The 16,194-nt window shown below is 66.6% G+C and carries 15 protein-coding genes; 1 reads left to right on the top strand and 14 read right to left on the bottom strand.

Features of this window, described 5'->3' with window-relative positions:
- Window positions 1-7 precede the first annotated feature (7 nt).
- Window positions 8-628: a class I SAM-dependent methyltransferase gene (locus tag NF876_RS30290; protein ID WP_262271974.1), complete on the bottom strand. Its 621-nt coding sequence runs from the start codon at window positions 626-628 to the stop codon at window positions 8-10.
- Between the two features lie 176 nt (window positions 629-804).
- Between NF876_RS30290 and NF876_RS30285 the strand changes: the two genes are divergently transcribed.
- On the top strand, window positions 805-1,710 hold the full coding sequence (locus NF876_RS30285; protein ID WP_262271990.1) for a tyrosine recombinase XerC: 906 nt from the start codon (window positions 805-807) through the stop codon (window positions 1,708-1,710).
- A gap of 255 nt (window positions 1,711-1,965) precedes the next feature.
- Here the strand turns inward: NF876_RS30285 and NF876_RS30280 are convergent, their stop codons facing one another.
- From NF876_RS30280 to NF876_RS30220, 13 genes are all read right to left on the bottom strand, one after another.
- Entirely contained in the window at window positions 1,966-2,589 is a 624-nt protein-coding gene (locus NF876_RS30280) for a thymidine kinase (protein ID WP_262271973.1), read from the bottom strand.
- Between the two features lie 9 nt (window positions 2,590-2,598).
- A complete protein-coding gene (gene lpdA / locus NF876_RS30275) occupies window positions 2,599-3,999 on the bottom strand; it encodes a dihydrolipoyl dehydrogenase (protein WP_262271972.1) in 1,401 nt (466 codons plus the stop codon).
- A 232-nt stretch (window positions 4,000-4,231) separates the two neighbouring features.
- The gene (gene odhB, locus NF876_RS30270; protein WP_262271971.1) at window positions 4,232-5,485 is read right to left on the bottom strand and encodes a 2-oxoglutarate dehydrogenase complex dihydrolipoyllysine-residue succinyltransferase; all 1,254 of its coding nucleotides are present in this window, start codon (window positions 5,483-5,485) and stop codon (window positions 4,232-4,234) included.
- Between the two features lie 24 nt (window positions 5,486-5,509).
- On the bottom strand, window positions 5,510-5,830 hold the full coding sequence (locus NF876_RS30265; protein ID WP_373696743.1) for a YciI family protein: 321 nt from the start codon (window positions 5,828-5,830) through the stop codon (window positions 5,510-5,512).
- 20 nt (window positions 5,831-5,850) lie between these two features.
- The gene (locus tag NF876_RS30260) at window positions 5,851-8,811 is read right to left on the bottom strand and encodes a 2-oxoglutarate dehydrogenase E1 component (RefSeq protein ID WP_262271970.1); all 2,961 of its coding nucleotides are present in this window, start codon (window positions 8,809-8,811) and stop codon (window positions 5,851-5,853) included.
- Window positions 8,812-8,822: 11 nt separating this feature from the next.
- Window positions 8,823-9,317, bottom strand: coding sequence for a DUF1579 family protein (locus tag NF876_RS30255; protein WP_262271969.1), 495 nt, complete (start codon window positions 9,315-9,317; stop codon window positions 8,823-8,825).
- Window positions 9,318-9,349: 32 nt separating this feature from the next.
- Entirely contained in the window at window positions 9,350-10,237 is an 888-nt protein-coding gene (gene sucD, locus NF876_RS30250) for a succinate--CoA ligase subunit alpha (protein WP_262271968.1), read from the bottom strand.
- 12 nt (window positions 10,238-10,249) lie between these two features.
- A complete protein-coding gene (sucC, locus tag NF876_RS30245; RefSeq protein ID WP_262271967.1) occupies window positions 10,250-11,449 on the bottom strand; it encodes an ADP-forming succinate--CoA ligase subunit beta in 1,200 nt (399 codons plus the stop codon).
- Between the two features lie 74 nt (window positions 11,450-11,523).
- Entirely contained in the window at window positions 11,524-12,486 is a 963-nt protein-coding gene (gene mdh / locus NF876_RS30240; protein ID WP_262271966.1) for a malate dehydrogenase, read from the bottom strand.
- 224 nt (window positions 12,487-12,710) lie between these two features.
- Window positions 12,711-13,340, bottom strand: coding sequence for a TetR/AcrR family transcriptional regulator (locus NF876_RS30235; protein WP_262271965.1), 630 nt, complete (start codon window positions 13,338-13,340; stop codon window positions 12,711-12,713).
- On the bottom strand, window positions 13,337-14,530 hold the full coding sequence (gene zapE / locus NF876_RS30230) for a cell division protein ZapE (protein WP_262271964.1): 1,194 nt from the start codon (window positions 14,528-14,530) through the stop codon (window positions 13,337-13,339). Before zapE ends, NF876_RS30235 begins: the two co-directional genes overlap by 4 nt.
- A gap of 207 nt (window positions 14,531-14,737) precedes the next feature.
- Entirely contained in the window at window positions 14,738-15,322 is a 585-nt protein-coding gene (locus tag NF876_RS30225; RefSeq protein ID WP_262271963.1) for an AprI/Inh family metalloprotease inhibitor, read from the bottom strand.
- A gap of 180 nt (window positions 15,323-15,502) precedes the next feature.
- Window positions 15,503-16,194: succinate dehydrogenase iron-sulfur subunit (locus tag NF876_RS30220; protein ID WP_315975092.1), on the bottom strand; the 692-nt coding region annotated here is incomplete at its 5' end.

The raw sequence follows: 16,194 nt of genomic DNA, 5'->3' as shown, positions 1-16,194 counted from the left end.
CGACAGCTTAGACCCGATTTTTGTTCTCGAATGCAAGCATGGTCCAGGTCACACCCTCGCGGCCAAGCCTATCGGCAAATTCGTCCCGGTGAAGAAGTGTGAGACCGATGGCCTGCGCCTGCGACACCAGCGGATCGATCGGAACCAGGAACATCCGCCGTCCGGCAGGCACGGGCCCTTTGCGGATGGTCATGAAAAGCCTTCCGCCCGGGGCGAGCAGCTCCACGAGATGCGGCAAGGCGCGGCTGCGCTCGCCCTCGTCCAGATGCATCCATACCGCGGTCATCAGGATGAGATCGAAACGCCCGCCAGCGGCCCGCACCCGCGCCAGATCCGGCAGCCCGTCGTCGATCCAGACGATACCCGGCTCGGCATGGAGGCGCTGCGCATGACGGCGCAGCTCGGGCGTGGGTTCCACCGCATGGACCCGGAAGCCGCGCCGCGCCAGGGCGGCGGCATCCCGTCCCGTGCCGGCCCCGATGTCGAGAGCCCGGCCCTGCCCGGGCAGCAGCGCGAGCACGGGACGATAGAGATCCTCGAACACGAGGCTTTCGTACCTCTCCACGAGATCGTCGGCCTCTGTGCCGTACCCTTGGGTCCCTGGAAGGCTCTTTCCGTCCTGGCTCACGCGCGCTCTCCCTGTCGGTCCGATCGGGATCTTATCTCATCCGGTCGCGACGGGCGTCGGCGCTTCACGTTTTGGCAACGTGGCGAAGGGATAGTGGGATCGTGACAGACGCAAAGAATGCATCCTCCGTGCTCGATCTCGTCCTTCCCGGGGCGGACGACACCCGCCGCGAATCGATGGCCTGGCTCGCGTCGCTGGCCAAGGAGCGGCGGCTCTCGGCCAAGACGGTCGAAGCCTATGCCCGGGATCTGCGCCAGTTCCTGGCCTTCCTGACCAACCACCTCGGCGAGCCGCCGAGCGTGAAAAGCATCCTGGGGCTGAAGCCCATGGACATCCGCGCCTTCCTGGCCGCCCGGCGCATGGATCAGGTCGGCAGCCGCTCGCTCATGCGCCAGCTCGCGGCCCTGCGCTCCTTCGCCCGCCATCTGGAGCGGGAGGGCCACGGCACGGCCTCGGCCTTCGCGGCGATCCGCACCCCGAAGGTGGACAAGAACCTGCCGCGTCCCCTGTCGGCCTCCTCGGCCGTTGCTGTGACCGAAGCCGAGACGCGGGCCTCGGAGAGCCGCAAGCCCTGGATCCTGGCCCGGGACGCCGCCGTGCTGTCGCTGCTCTACGGCGCGGGCCTGCGCATTTCCGAGGCGCTCGGGCTGCAGCGCCGGGACGCGCCGGTGGCGGGAACCGACGCGGTCACGGTGACCGGCAAGGGCGGCAAGATGCGCAGCGTGCCGGTCATCCCGCCGATCCAGCGGGCCGTGGAGACGTATCTCCAGCTCTGCCCCTATGCGGTCGCGCCGGACGGGCCGCTCTTCGTCGGCGCCCGGGGCGGCCCGCTCTCGCCGCGCATCATCCAGCTCGCCGTGGAGGAGCTGCGGGGCGCCCTCGGCCTGCCGGACAGCGCCACGCCCCATGCCCTTCGCCATTCCTTCGCCACGCATCTTCTCGCCAAGGGCGGCGACCTGCGCGGCATCCAGGAGCTCCTGGGCCACGCCTCCCTGTCGACCACGCAGCTCTACACGAAGGTGGATGCGGCCCGTCTGATGGACGCCTTCAACGCGGCCCATCCGCGGGCGCGGGTGAAGTAGCCGGTCTGGGTCGTCCCGATCAGGCTTGTCCCGGTGATCCCGCTTCTGAGGGGCGCCGCGCTTCTCCGTATCGGGATGGCCGGGACAGGCCCGGCCATGACCCGGAGGGTGTTGTCACCGGCCCATCCCACCTCTCCACGTCATCACCGGGCTTGTCCCGGTGATCTCGATCGTCTGAAGCGCCGAGCCTCACCGCATCGGGATGGCCGGCAAGAGGCAGGTCATGGCCGGCCGGCCATGACGGAGAATGTTCGGCTATTCCGCCGCCACGGGCTGGGCCAGCAGCTGCCGGGCTGCGGGGCCGATATCCCCGGCCGTCCAGTGAGGGCGGCAGACGGACACGTAGCGGCCCTCGCCGCCGATCTCGACCACTTCGCCGGAGCGCACGGCCTCGCCGTTGCGGTCGTATTTCAGGATCATCGTGGCCTTGCGGCCGCAATGGCAGAGCTGCTTGATCTCCTGGAAATCGTCCGCGAGGGCCATGAGGGCCACGATCGCGTCGCTGAACAAGGTGCCGTAGACGTTGTTCTTGAGCCCGTAGGCCATGACGGGGATCTTCAGCTCGTCGACGATCCAGGCCAGCTGGCGGATCTGGTCCGCCGTCATGAACTGGACCTCGTCGATGAGCACCGCCGTCACCGGCCGCCTGGCATGCTCCGCCGCCACGAGGGCGCCGATGGCCTCGTCCTTGCGCAAGGGAGTCGCGTCGGCCTCGAGTCCGAGGCGCGACTTGACCTTGCCGATGCCGAACCGGTCGTCGATCACGCTCGTGAACAGCAGCACGTGGCCGCCGTTCTCGATGTAATTGTAGCGGACCTGCAGGAGATGGGTGGTCTTGCCTGCGTTCATCACCGAGTAGAGGAAGTGGAGCTTTGCCATCCGGCGATCCTACATGTGGATCGCGCGCTTTTCGACCGCGAGGGCGGCTTCCTTCACAGCTTCCGCGAGGGTCGGATGCGCGTGGCAGGTGCGGGCCATGTCCTCGGAGGATCCCCCGAACTCCATGGTGATCGCCGCCTCGTGGATGAGGTTGCCGGCCTCCGGACCGATGATGTGGACGCCGAGCACCTTGTCGGTGGTCGCATCGGCCAGGATCTTCACGAAGCCGTCCGTGGTGCGGTTCACCTTGGCGCGGCCATTGGCCGTGAACGGGAACTTACCGACGTTGTAGGCGGTTCCGGCGCTCTTGAGCTCCTCCTCGGTCTTGCCGATGGAGGCGACCTCGGGGAACGTGTAGACGACGCTCGGAATCACGTCGTAGTTCACGTGGCCCGCCTTGCCGGCGATGGTTTCCGCAACGGCAACACCCTCGTCCTCGGCCTTGTGGGCGAGCATGGGTCCGGCGATCACGTCGCCGATGGCGTAGATGCCGGTCACGTTGGTGGAGAAATGCGCGTCCGTCTGGATGCGGCCGCGATTGTCGAGCTGGACGCCCACGTGATCGAGGCCGAGCCCCTGGGTGTAGGGCAGGCGGCCGATGGCGACCAGCACCACGTCGGCCTCGAGGGTCTCAGGCGCGCCGCCCGCGGCGGGCTCGAAGGTGAGCGTCACACCGCTGCCGGCCTTCTCCACCTTGGTCACCTTGGAGCCGAGCTTGAACTGGAAGCCCTGCTTGGTGAGGATGCGCTGGAAGTTCTTGGCGACCTCGCCGTCCATGCCGGGCAGGATGCGGTCGAGATACTCCACCACGGTGACCTCGGAGCCCAGGCGGCGCCACACGGAGCCGAGTTCGAGGCCGATCACGCCGGCGCCGATGACCACGAGGCGCTTCGGAACGCTCTCGAGCTCCAGCGCGCCCGTGGAGGAGACCACGACCTTCTCGTCGATCTCGATGCCCGGCAGGCGCGTCACGTCGGAGCCCGTCGCGATGATGATGTTCTTCGTCTCGAGCATCTGGTTCGAGCCGTCCTCCGACGTCACCTCGACCTGGCCCGGGGCCGCGATGCGGGCGGTGCCGATGAAGACGTCGATCTTGTTCTTCTTGAGCAGGAACTCGACGCCCTTGGTGTTGCCGTCGACGCCCTCCTGCTTGAAGGACTGCATGGTCTTGAGGTCGAGGGTCGGAGCGGACACGCCGATGCCGAGCCCGGCGAAGTGATCGCGCGCCTCCTCGAACATGTGCGAGGCGTGCAGCAGGGCCTTGGACGGGATGCAGCCCACGTTGAGGCAGGTGCCGCCATGGGTCTTGCGCTTCTCGACGACGGCGGTCTTGAGGCCGAGCTGCGCGGCCCGGATGGCGGCCACGTAGCCGCCGGGGCCGGTGCCGATGACGATGACATCGTAGGACATTGCTTGTCTCCACTTAACGGCATGCCCGGACATGATCCGGGCATCCACGTCTTGTTGTGCATTTGATCGCCTGGATGGCCGGGCGAGCCCCGGCCATGACGCTACGGATCGTGGTTCTTAGAGCATCGTGCGGAAAAGTGGATCCGGTTTTCCGCTCTCGACGATGCTCTCATCCAAAGAGAATGCATCGGATCCGATCCCAAAAGTGGAGTCCACTTTTGGGTCCGCTGCTTTAGAGGTCGAGAACGAGGCGCGCCGGATCTTCCAGCGCATCCTTGACCCGCACGAGGAAGGTCACCGCTTCCTTGCCGTCGACGATGCGGTGATCGTAGGAGAGCGCGAGATACATCATCGGGCGCACGACGATCTGGCCGTTGCGGACGACCGGGCGCTCCTCGATGCGGTGCATGCCGAGAATGCCCGATTGCGGCGCGTTGAGGATCGGGGTCGACATGAGCGAGCCGTAGATGCCGCCGTTGGTGATCGTGAAGGTGCCGCCCTGCATCTCGTCGATGGAGAGCTTGCCGTCGCGGGCGCGGCGGCCGAAATCGGCGATCTTCTTCTCGATGCCGGCGACCGACAGGTCGTCCGCGTCGCGCACCACCGGAACCACCAGGCCCTTCTCGGTGCCGACCGCGATGCCGATGTGATAGTAGTTCTTGTAGACGAGATCCTGCCCGTCGATCTCGGCGTTGACGGCCGGAACGTCCTTGAGGGCCTGGATCACCGCCTTGGTGAAGAAGCCCATGAAGCCGAGCTTGGTGCCGTGCTTCTTCTCGAACACGTCCTTGTACTGGCTGCGCAGGTTCATCACCGCGCTCATGTCCACGTCGTTGAACGTGGTCAGCATGGCGGCGGTGTTCTGGGCGTCCTTGAGGCGGCGCGCGATGGTCTGGCGCAGCTTCGTCATCTTGACGCGCTCTTCGCGCTCGGCATCGACCGGGGCCGAGGGGGCGCGGACCTGGACCGGAGCCGCCGGCGCGGGCGCCGCAGCGCCGCCGGTGGCGATGGCCGCGAGCATGTCGCCCTTGGTCACGCGGCCATCCTTGCCGGTGCCAGGCACGCCCGCCGGGCTGACGCCGCTTTCGGCCGCGAGACGGGCCACGGCCGGTCCGTTGTCCCTGGATGCGCCGGCGGGAGCAGCCGCCGGAGTCGGGGCAGGCGCCGGAGCAGCCTTGGGCGCCTCCGCCTTCGGGGCAGCGGCAGGAGCCGTCGCAGGAGCCGTCGCAGGAGCCGCCGCGGCCGCGCCACCCTCCACGATGGAGCCGAGCACCGCGCCGGGGCTGACCGTCTCGCCGTCCTTGGCCACGATGTCGCCAAGCGTCCCGCTCGCGGGAGCGTTGACCTCGAGCGTCACCTTGTCGGTCTCGAGCTCGAGCACGGGCTCGTCGGCCTTCACGGGATCGCCGGGCTTCTTGAACCAGCGGCCGATGGTGGCCTCTGACACGGATTCGCCAAGAGTGGGTACGCGGATTTCAGTTGCCATGGATTACGCCTTAGGGACGGCCCCTCACTGAGGGTTCGGTTGATGGGTCGTCCGCAGGATGGCCTGCGGGACCGGGTGAATGTCATATCGGAAGCCGCCGCCGGCGGCGATCACGGGGTCGTCGTTCGCGATGGCGGCGGCCGCGTCGGCGTCCTTCGCATCGATGATGGCGACGCCCCAGATCCCGGCCGGATCGAGCACGGGCCCGACGACCAGGGCGACGCCCCGGTCGGCGAGATCCTGCCAATACCCCGCGTGCTTCTGCATCAGCTCCGCCTCGGACGGCGTCATGTCGCCCGGAAAGGTGGGCCGCGGAGGCAGAAGCTTGCAGAGGTGGATCGGCACGGGTCGGGTCTCCGGTCGCTTCAGGCCGCGTAGGCCTCGTCGAGGAAGGCCTGCAGCTGGGCGGTGTGCTTGGACATGAGGCCCGTCGCCGTGGCCGCGGAGGCGGGACGTCCCACGTAGCGGGGGCGGTCCACCTTCGAGCCGGCCGTCTTGAGCACCCATTCGAGATAGGGCTCGACGAAGGTCCAGGAGCCCATGTTCTTGGGCTCTTCCTGACACCACACCACGTCGGCCTTCTTGAAGCGGGAGAGCTCGGCCGCCACGGACTTGGCCGGGAACGGATAGAGCTGCTCGACGCGCAGCAGGTAGACGTCGTCGATGCCTCGCTTCTCGCGCTCCTCGAGCAGGTCGTAATAGACCTTGCCGGTGCAGATCACCACGCGACGGATCTTGTCGTCCTTCACCAGCTTGATGCCCTCGCGCCCGAGCTGCGCGTCGTCCCGCAGCACGCGGTGGAAGGAGGTTCCCTCCGAGATGTCCGCGAGGCTCGACGTGCAGCGCTTGTGGCGCAGCAGGGACTTCGGCGTCATTAGGATCAGCGGCTTGCGGAAGTCGCGCTTGAGCTGCCGGCGCAGGATGTGGAAGTAGTTCGACGGGGTCGAGCAGTATCCGACCTGCATGTTGTCCTCGGCGCACATCTGCAGCCAGCGCTCGAGGCGGGCGGAGGAATGCTCCGGTCCCTGGCCCTCGTAGCCGTGCGGCAGCAGGCACACCAGGCCGGACATGCGCAGCCACTTGCGCTCGCCCGAGGAGATGAACTGGTCGAACACCACCTGCGCGCCGTTGGCGAAGTCGCCGAACTGGGCCTCCCAGAGGGTCAGCGCGTTGGGTTCCGAGAGGGTGTAGCCGTACTCGAAGCCGAGCACCGCCTCTTCCGAGAGCATCGAGTTGATGACCTCGTAGCGGGCCTGGTTTTCGCTGATGTGGTTGAGGTTGGTGTAGCGCTCCTCGTTCTCCTGGTCGGTGAGGACCGAGTGGCGCTGCGAGAAGGTGCCGCGCTCCACGTCCTGGCCGGAGAGGCGGACGCGATGGCCTTCGAGCAGGAGCGAGCCGAAGGCGAGCGCCTCGGCCATGGCCCAGTCGAGCCCCTCGCCCGTCTCCATCATCTTCTTCCGGTTGTCGAGGAAGCGCTGGATCGTGCGATGGAGGTGGAAGCCTTCCGGAATCGTGGTGAGCGCCTTGCCGATCTGCTGCAGGGTCTCGGCCGACACGCCGGTCTGGCCGCGGCGCGGATCGTCCTGATCCTCACGCACCGCCTTGAGGCCGGACCAGCGGCCGTCGAGCCAGTCGGCCTTGTTGGGCTTGTAGTTGGCCGCGATCTCGAACTCGGCGTCGAGCTTCGAGCGCCAGCTCGACTTCATCTCCTCGACCTCGGCCTCGGTGACAACGCCCTCGGCGACGAGCTTCTTGGAATAGAGCTCGACGATCGCCGGATGCGACCGGATCTTGCGGTACATGAGCGGCTGGGTGAAGGCCGGCTCGTCGCCCTCGTTGTGGCCGAAGCGGCGGTAGCAGAACATGTCGATGACGACAGGCTTCTGGAAGCGCTGACGATACTCCGCCGCCACCTTGGCGGCGAACACCACGGCCTCCGGGTCGTCGCCGTTCACGTGGAAGATCGGCGCCTCGACCATCTTGGCCACGTCCGACGGATAGGGCGAGGAGCGCGAGAAGCGCGGATCGGTGGTGAAGCCGATCTGGTTGTTGATGATGAAATGGATCGAGCCGCCGGTGCGGTGGCCGCGCAGGCCCGACAGTCCCAGGCACTCCGCCACCACGCCCTGGCCGGCGAAGGCCGCGTCGCCGTGGATCAGGAGCGGCATCACGGCGCCGCGGTTCTCCGGCGTGCAGCCGTGCTGGTCCTGCTTGGCGCGGACCTTGCCGAGCACCACGGGATCGACGATCTCGAGGTGGGACGGGTTGGCGGTCAGCGACAGGTGGACGTTGTTGCCGTCGAAGGTGCGGTCGGAGGAAGCGCCGAGATGGTACTTCACGTCGCCCGAGCCTTCCACGTCGTCGGGCGCGAAGGAGCCGCCCTTGAACTCGTGGAACAAGGCCCGGTGCGGCTTGCCCATCACCTGGGTGAGCACGTTGAGACGGCCGCGATGGGCCATGCCGAGCACGATCTCCTGCACGCCGAGATTGCCGCCGCGCTTGATGATCTGCTCGAGAGCCGGGATGAGCGACTCGCCGCCGTCGAGACCGAAGCGCTTGGTGCCGGTGTAGCGGACGTCCAGGAACTTCTCGAAGCCTTCCGCCTCGACCAGCTTGTTGAGGATCGCGCGCTTGCCTTCCTTGGTGAAGGTGATCTCCTTGTCGGGACCCTCGATGCGCTCCTGGATCCAGGCCTTCTCGACCGGATCGGAAATGTGCATGAACTCGACGCCGAGCGTCTGGCAATAGGTGCGCTCCAGGATCGCCACGATCTCGCGGATCGTGCCGAACTCGAGGCCGAGCACGTTGTCGAGGAAGATCTTGCGGTCCCAGTCGGCCTCCGTGAACCCGTAATGGGACGGGTGCAGCTCCTGGTCGTTCGGACGGGGATTGATGTCGAGCGGATCGAGCTTCGCATGCAGGTGGCCGCGCACGCGGTAGGCGCGGATCAGCATGATGGCGCGGATGGAATCGCGGGTCGCCTGCTGCACGTCGATCTGGCTGATCTCGACGCCCTTGGCTTCCGCCTTCGCCTTGATCTTGTCGCCGACCGCCTTCTCGACCTGGGCCCAGTTGCCATCGAGGGCGGAAACGAGCTCGCCGTTGGCGTGGATCGGCCAGTTGGGCTTCTCCCAGGACGGGCCGTTGGCCGCCTTCTCGACAGCCTGCTTGTCGTCCTTCAGGGCGCCGAAGAACGCCTGCCACTCGGCATCGACCGAGGAGGGATCCTTCTCGTAGCGGGCCTGAAGATCCTCGATGTAGGACGCGTTCGCCCCGAAGAGGAAAGCGGTGTTCAGGAAGTTCTGGTTGGCGTCTTGGCGAGCCATAATCTTATTCCTCAAGCAACGTGTGACAGAGGCGAGTGATCGTCTGAGCGGCGCCTGTACAACCCTGTCGTTACAGGCATCCAGCTCGCGCCCTCATCCCACGAGTTCTCAATAACTTGCTCGTATTCGTGAGGGCTGCGGATCGTGATCGTATGGCGCGCCAAGGCGCGCGATGATTTGCGGATAACCGAGAGCGTGTTCCCGTCCCACGCTCCCCCGGCCGGGTCTGCGGGTGCAAAACCCAGATTGTCGAACCAGAAGAGCCTGTACTCGTTCCGGTCTAAATCAAACGTGAACAGGCCTTTGGCGCGGAAGGTTTCCTGACCGTCACGTTCCTGGCGGTAATCTTGCTCCAGAAAAAAGCTGCCGAGGACCGGCTTCGCGGTGACGAAGCTCCGAGCCTTGCCGCCGGGCATCCATGGCGTGTCCGCAACCACCTCCTCACCCATCCACGCGCCGGCGAGCGCGTGAAGCCTGTTGTGGTGAGGAGTGGGTTGCGGTGCCATGGGCTTTCTCGAGCTGTCTCGCGCGTTTGGGCTTAGTTCCCCTTGAGAACCTCGACCAGGGTCTTGCCGAGGCGAGCCGGCGACGGGGACACGCGGATCCCCGCGGCCTCCATGGCGGCGATCTTGTCCTCGGCGCCGCCCTTGCCGCCCGAGATGATCGCGCCGGCATGGCCCATGCGGCGTCCGGGAGGGGCCGTGCGGCCCGCGATGAACCCGACCATCGGCTTCTTGCGGCCCTTCTTGGCCTCGCGGGCGATGAACTCGGCCGCCTCTTCCTCGGCCGAGCCGCCGATCTCGCCGATCATGACGATCGACTCGGTCTTGGGATCGGACAGGAACATGTCGAGCATCTCGATGAACTCGGTGCCCTTCACCGGGTCGCCGCCGATGCCGACCGCGGTGGTCTGGCCGAGGCCTTCATTGGTGGTCTGGAACACGGCCTCGTAGGTGAGGGTGCCGGAGCGCGACACGATGCCGACGGAGCCGGGCTTGAAGATGTTGGCCGGCATGATGCCGATCTTCGACTCGCCGGCCGTCACGATGCCCGGGCAGTTCGGCCCGATGAGGCGCGACTTGGAGCCTTCGAGGGCGCGCTTCACGCGCACCATGTCGAGCACCGGGATGCCTTCCGTGATGCAGACGATGAGCGGGATCTCGGCCTGGATCGCCTCGCAGATGGCGTCCGCCGCGCCCGGCGGCGGGACGTACACCACCGAGGCGTCGGCGCCGGTCTTCTCGCGCGCTTCCATGACCGTGTCGAACACGGGCAGGTTCAGGTGCGTCGAGCCGCCTTTGCCCGGCGAGGTGCCGCCGACCATCTTGGTCCCGTAGGCAATGGCCTGCTCGGAGTGGAAGGTCCCGTTCTTGCCGGTGAAGCCCTGGCAGATGACCTTGGTGTTCTTGTCGATGAGGATGGACATCAGCTCGAAACCTTACTTTCCGCCGCGCACGGCGTTCACGATCTTCTGGGCGGCGTCGTCGAGGTCGTCCGCCGGGATCACATTGAGGCCGGATTCGCGGATGATCTGCTTGCCCTCTTCCACGTTCGTGCCCTCGAGGCGCACCACCAGGGGAACCTGCAGGCCGACGGTCTTCACGGCGGCGATGACGCCGCGGGCGATGACGTCGCACTTCATGATGCCGCCGAAGATGTTGACCAGGATGCCCTTCACGTTCGGATCGGCCGTGATGATCTTGAACGCCGCCGTCACCTTCTCCTCGGACGCGCCGCCGCCGACATCGAGGAAGTTCGCCGGCTCCTCGCCGTAGAGCTTGATGATGTCGAGGGTCGCCATGGCGAGGCCGGCGCCGTTGACCATGCAGCCGATCGTGCCGTCGAGCGCGATATAGGCGAGGTCGAACTTGGAGGCCTCGATCTCCTTCTCGTCCTCTTCCGTGAGGTCGCGCAGCTCCATCACCTCGGGGTGACGGTAGAGGGCGTTCGAATCGAACGAGATCTTGGCGTCCAGGCACTTGAGGTGCTGGTCCTTGGTGACGATCAGCGGGTTGATCTCCAGCATCTCCATGTCCTTCGCGATGAAGGCCTTGTAGAGCTTGGTCACCAGGTCCTCGGCTTCCTTGGCGAGCGACCCCTTGAGGCCGAGCGCCTTGGCGACCGTGCGGCCGTGATGGGGCATCACGCCGGTGGCCGGATCGACCGAGAAGGTCAGGATCTTCTCAGGGGTGTCGTGGGCAACCTGCTCGATGTCCATGCCGCCTTCGGTCGAGACGACGAAAGCGACCTGGCCGGTGGCGCGGTCGACGAGCATCGACAGGTAGAGTTCGGTCTCGATGTCGGAGCCGTCCTCGATATAGAGGCGGTTGACCTGCTTGCCGGCCTCGCCGGTCTGCACGGTGACGAGCGTGTTGCCGAGCATCTGCTGGGCGAACTGCTTCACCTCGTCGACGGACTTGGCGAGGCGCACGCCGCCCTTCTCGCCGGCGGCGGCTTCCTTGAACTTGCCCTTGCCGCGGCCGCCCGCATGGATCTGGGACTTCACGACCCAGAGCGGACCGCCGAGCTCCTTGGCCGCAGCCTCGGCCTCGTCGGCCGAGAAGATCGCCTTGCCGCGGGAGACGGGCAGGCCGAATTCCTTCAGGACTGCCTTGCCTTGATATTCATGGATGTTCATTCGTTACTCTCCGCATCAGCGGTTGAAGGCGCACGGGCCGGGTCTGCGCCCGGCCCCGACGTCCTTGAGGAATCTTAGGCGAGAGCCGAGTTGATCTGCTTGCAGGCGTCGACCAGTCCCTGCACCGACGCGACGGACTTCTCGAACATGGCCTTCTCGTCGGCCGAGAACGCGACCTCGACGATGCGCTCGACGCCGTTCTCGCCGATCACGATCGGCACGCCCACGAACATGTCCTTCACGCCGTACTGGCCGTTGAGATAGGCCGCGCAGGGCAGGACTCGCTTCTTGTCCTTGAGATAGCTCTCGGCCATGGCGATCGCCGAGGCGGCGGGCGCGTAGAAGGCGGAGCCGGTCTTGAGCAGGTTGACGATCTCGCCGCCGCCCTTGCGGGTGCGCTCGACCATGGCGTCGAGCTTCTCCTGGGAGGTCCAGCCCATCTTCACCAGGTCGGGCAGCGGGACGCCGGCGACCGTGGAGTAGCGCACCAGCGGCACCATGTCGTCGCCGTGGCCGCCGAGCACGAAGGCGGTCACGTCCTCGACCGACACGTTGAACTCTTCGGCCAGGAAGTGGCGGAAGCGGGCCGAGTCCAGCACGCCGGCCATGCCGACGATCTTCTCAGGGCGCAGGCCGGAGAACTTCTGGAGCGCCCACACCATGGCGTCGAGCGGGTTGGTGATGCAGATGACGAAGGCGTTCGGGGCATATTGCTTGATGCCGCCTCCGACCGCTTCCATGACCTTCAGGTTGATGCCGATCAGGTCGTCGCGGCTCATGCCGGGCTTGCGCGGGACGCCGGCCGTCACGATGATCACGTCGGCGCCTTCGATGGCCGCGTAGTCGTTGGCGCCCTTGTACTTGGCGTCGAACCCGTCGACCGGCGCGGATTCGGCGATGTCGAGACCTTTGCCCTGGGGAATGCCTTCCGCGATGTCGAAGAGAACGACGTCGCCGAGTTCCTTCAAGCCGACGAGATGGGCGAGCGTTCCGCCGATCTGGCCTGCACCGATGAGCGCGATCTTTTTCCGGGCCATGGTCTGTCCTTGGGTTTTTGGCATGAGCCGTTTTGAGGTGGCGCTGTTTGCCATGAGAGATGGTCCGTCATCAAGCGAGCAAAAGGTTAACGGGTGGGGCTTTGAGCCCCGAGAAAAGTCTCGGCAAGCTTAACGGTTCGAAAAGTCTTCGCGATTACAGGATCTTGACTGTTCGACAGGGGCCAGAATTTTCCTGTTACATTTTTTGAAAATTGTAACTGACGTTACACGCTACCGTTCGCCAGGGCTCTCAGAACGACCCGGATCATGGTGGCGAGCCGCTGGTCGAGGATGTCCTGCGGCACCTCCGCGTCGAGCCGGACCGTAAGCGGATTGATGAAGCGGTAGACGGAATCCGTCACGAAGGAATGGGCCTTCTCCCGATCCCGGGGGTCGAACTTGCCCGTCGTAATCCCCTCGTCCAGCACCCGGTCGATCAGGACGCGCATGCGGGACCGGTGCTTGCGGATGAGGGGACGGGCCGTCTCGGTGGCCGTGCAATAGACGTCGAAGAGATGCCGGTCGTCCTTCAGGAGGTCGCGGTGGATCCGGGCCCAGGCCTGGATCAGGCGCTCCAGCTTGTCGTCGGCGGGATCCGGAGAATCCGCGATGTCCGCGATGGTCGCCTCCATCCGCCGCAGCCATTGCCCGGCCACCGCGTCGATGAGCGCCGCCTTGCTGGCGAAGTAGCGATAGACATTGGCATGGGTCATGCCCGCCGCGTCCGCGATGCCGACCACCGTGACGTGCCTGGGGCCATGCTCCCTGAGCTGATGGGCCGCGATGGCGAGAAGACGGGTGTCGGCGGGGGCGGTATCGGCCGGCCGCACGGCTGCGCCGGAGGGCCGCTTCATGTCTCGGCGAGCCCCGTGGTGTTGCCGGAGGCTTGCGAGTCCGAGCGGCCATGCGGCAGGGACAGGTATTCCTCCGAGCGCATTTCGATGAGCCGGGACACGGTGCGGTCGAACTCGAAGGCCTCGCGCCCGCTATCGGCATGATAGAGCGCGTCCACCTCGGCTTCGGCCGAGGCCAGGAGCTTCACATGGGCATCGTAGAGGGCGTCGACGAGCAGAATGAAGCGCTTCGCCTCGTTGCGGCGCTCCAAGGTCATGGTCGGGATGTTCTCGAGAATGACCGTGTGGAATGCCTCGGCCAGAGCGAGGTAATCGGCGGCGCCCAGGGGCTTGGAGCAGAGATCCCCGAAGGCGAAGCGCGCCACGCCGCCGGCGGCCTGCGGCACCTCCACGGGGTGCCCCTTGACGGTCATCGTCAGGGGCTTGCCCTGCTCGCGTCCGGTCAGGCTCTTGAACGCCCGGGTCAGGGCCGCATGGGCGTGCTCGTCGGCGGGCGTATAGAAGACCGGGCTGCCGGCGAGCTTCTCAAGCCGGAAATCGGTGCGGGATTCGAGCTTCACCACGGCCATCCGCTCCTGCAACAGCCCGATGAAGGGCAGGAAAAGCGAGCGGTTGAGGCCGCCCTCGTAAAGCCGGTCGGGCTCCACGTTGGAGGTGGCCACCACCACGACGCCCCGGGCGAACAGGGCCGTGAACAAGCGTCCCAGGATCATGGCGTCGGCGATGTCCGTGACGGTGAACTCGTCGAAGCACAGCACCCAGGCCTCGTCGGCCAGAGCCTCCGCCACGGGACCGATGGGATCGTCCCCCGAGACCTGGCCGGTTTTCAGCTTCTGACGGTACTCATGGATGCGCCCGTGCACATCGGCCATGAAGGCGTGGAAGTGGACCCGGCGCTTGCGGCGGACCGGCAGCGCCTCGAAGAACAGGTCCATCAGCATGGTCTTGCCGCGTCCGACGGAACCCCAGACATAGAGCCCCTTCGTGGGCGCGCTGCTCTTCTGGCCGAAGAGCCAGCCGAGCGCGCTGGGCTTGCGGGCGAGGCGGTGGCTGGCGAGGCTCTCGGCCAGCGCCTGGAGCCGCTTGAGCAGGGCCACCTGGGCCGGATCGCGCTCAATCGCGCCCGACGTGACCAGGGCATTGTAGCGGGCCGTGATGGATTGAGGCGAGGAGAAGGAGGTGTCGTTCACGGGATGACCGATACCCCTCCCGGCCTTGCAGCGCAAACGTCTTCGGGCGGGCTTGTGCGAAAAGTCGGCCTGCCGTCGTCACCGGCCTCGTGCCGGTGATCCCGATCGGGAGAAGCGCGGCGCCTGACCGGATTGGGGTGGCCGGGACAGGCCCGGCCATGACGTCGCAGGATCATCCGCCAAGGGCGGGTCGGCTTTGCCGACCGATCAGCGCGTGAGGGAGAGCGGCGCGCCGGACTTGGCGAGGACGCCGCTAAGGGACGAGGACGAGCCGCGCAGGCGCGCCGCCACCGAGCCGCCGGTCTGGTAGAGATAGACCTCCCCGTCGCGGTAGTCCCAGGCATTGACCTTGGACAGGTCCTGGTTCGAGCAGCCGGAGGCCGAGGCCCGGTAGAGGTCGAGGGCGGGCGAGCTCGACAGCTGGACCCGGCACGAGCCGCCGGAGGTCTGGACGCTCCAGTTGCCCACCATCGCGGTGCGGCTCGCGGGAGCCGCCGCGGGCGCGGGAGCCGGCGACCCGATGGTCGGCGGCGGGGGCGCGGGCGGCAGGCCGGCGATGTCGGTGCCGCCGGGGGGAGGAGCCGTCATGTCGGGCACGACCGGGGCGCCGGCGAGCGGCGGCAGCGGCGCCGCCTCCACGGGGCCCGACGGCACGGCCTCGACGGGCGGGACCTCGGTGATCGGCGCCGCCGCGCTGCGGCTCGGCGGCCCGCCGAGCCGGGTCGAGGAGCACGCGCCGAGCGCCAGGGCGGAGCACATCACAGCAGTCGTCAGCCAAAGAGGCTTCGTCATCTTGGTCCTCGCATGCGTGGCCGTCTCTTCGGACGGTGTGTGCGGCCCAGGCTAGGGTAAGGAATATGAACCCAGGCCAACAGGGTTCCGGCTTCGACATATGGGATCGGCAGACACAAAAAAAGGCGCCTGAGGCGCCTTTTCGCGAAGTTGTTGCAAGGAAGCGTCATTACCGCAGCGTCATACGACCCGCGCGATCATCATCTTCTTAACCTCGGCGATGGCCTTGGCCGGGTTCAGGCCCTTGGGGCAGGTATTGGCGCAGTTCATGATCGTGTGGCAGCGATAGAGCCGGAACGGATCGTGCAGGTTGTCGAGCCGGTCGCCGGTGTTCTCGTCGCGGCTGTCGATCAGCCAGCGATAGGCCTGGAGCAGGGCCGCCGGTCCCAGGAACCGGTCGCCGTTCCACCAGTAGCTCGGGCAGGAGGTGGTGCAGCAGGCGCAGAGAATGCACTCGTAGAGCCCGTCGAGCTTGGAGCGCTCCTCCGGCGTCTGGCGCCACTCGGTCTCGGGCGCGGGCGTCTCGGTCTGGAGCCAGGGCTCGACCGAGGCGTGCTGGGCGAAGAAGCTCGTCAGGTCAGGCACCAGATCCTTGAGGACCGGCATGTGCGGCAGCGGGTAGATCTTAATGGAATCCGACCCGCAATCGTCGATGCCGAGCGTACAGGCGAGCGTGTTGCCGCCCATGATGTTCATGGCGCAGGAGCCGCAGATGCCCTCGCGGCACGAGCGGCGGAAGACCAGGGTCGAATCGACGTTGTTCTTGATCCACAGGAGCGCGTCGAGAACCATCGGGCCGCAATCGTCCCGGTCGACGTAATAGGTGTCGATGCGCGGGTTCTGCCCGTCGTCCGGGTTCCAGCGGTAGATGC

The organism is Microvirga yunnanensis, assembly GCF_025460875.1.
This window is presented reverse-complemented; position numbering and strand designations above follow the sequence as displayed.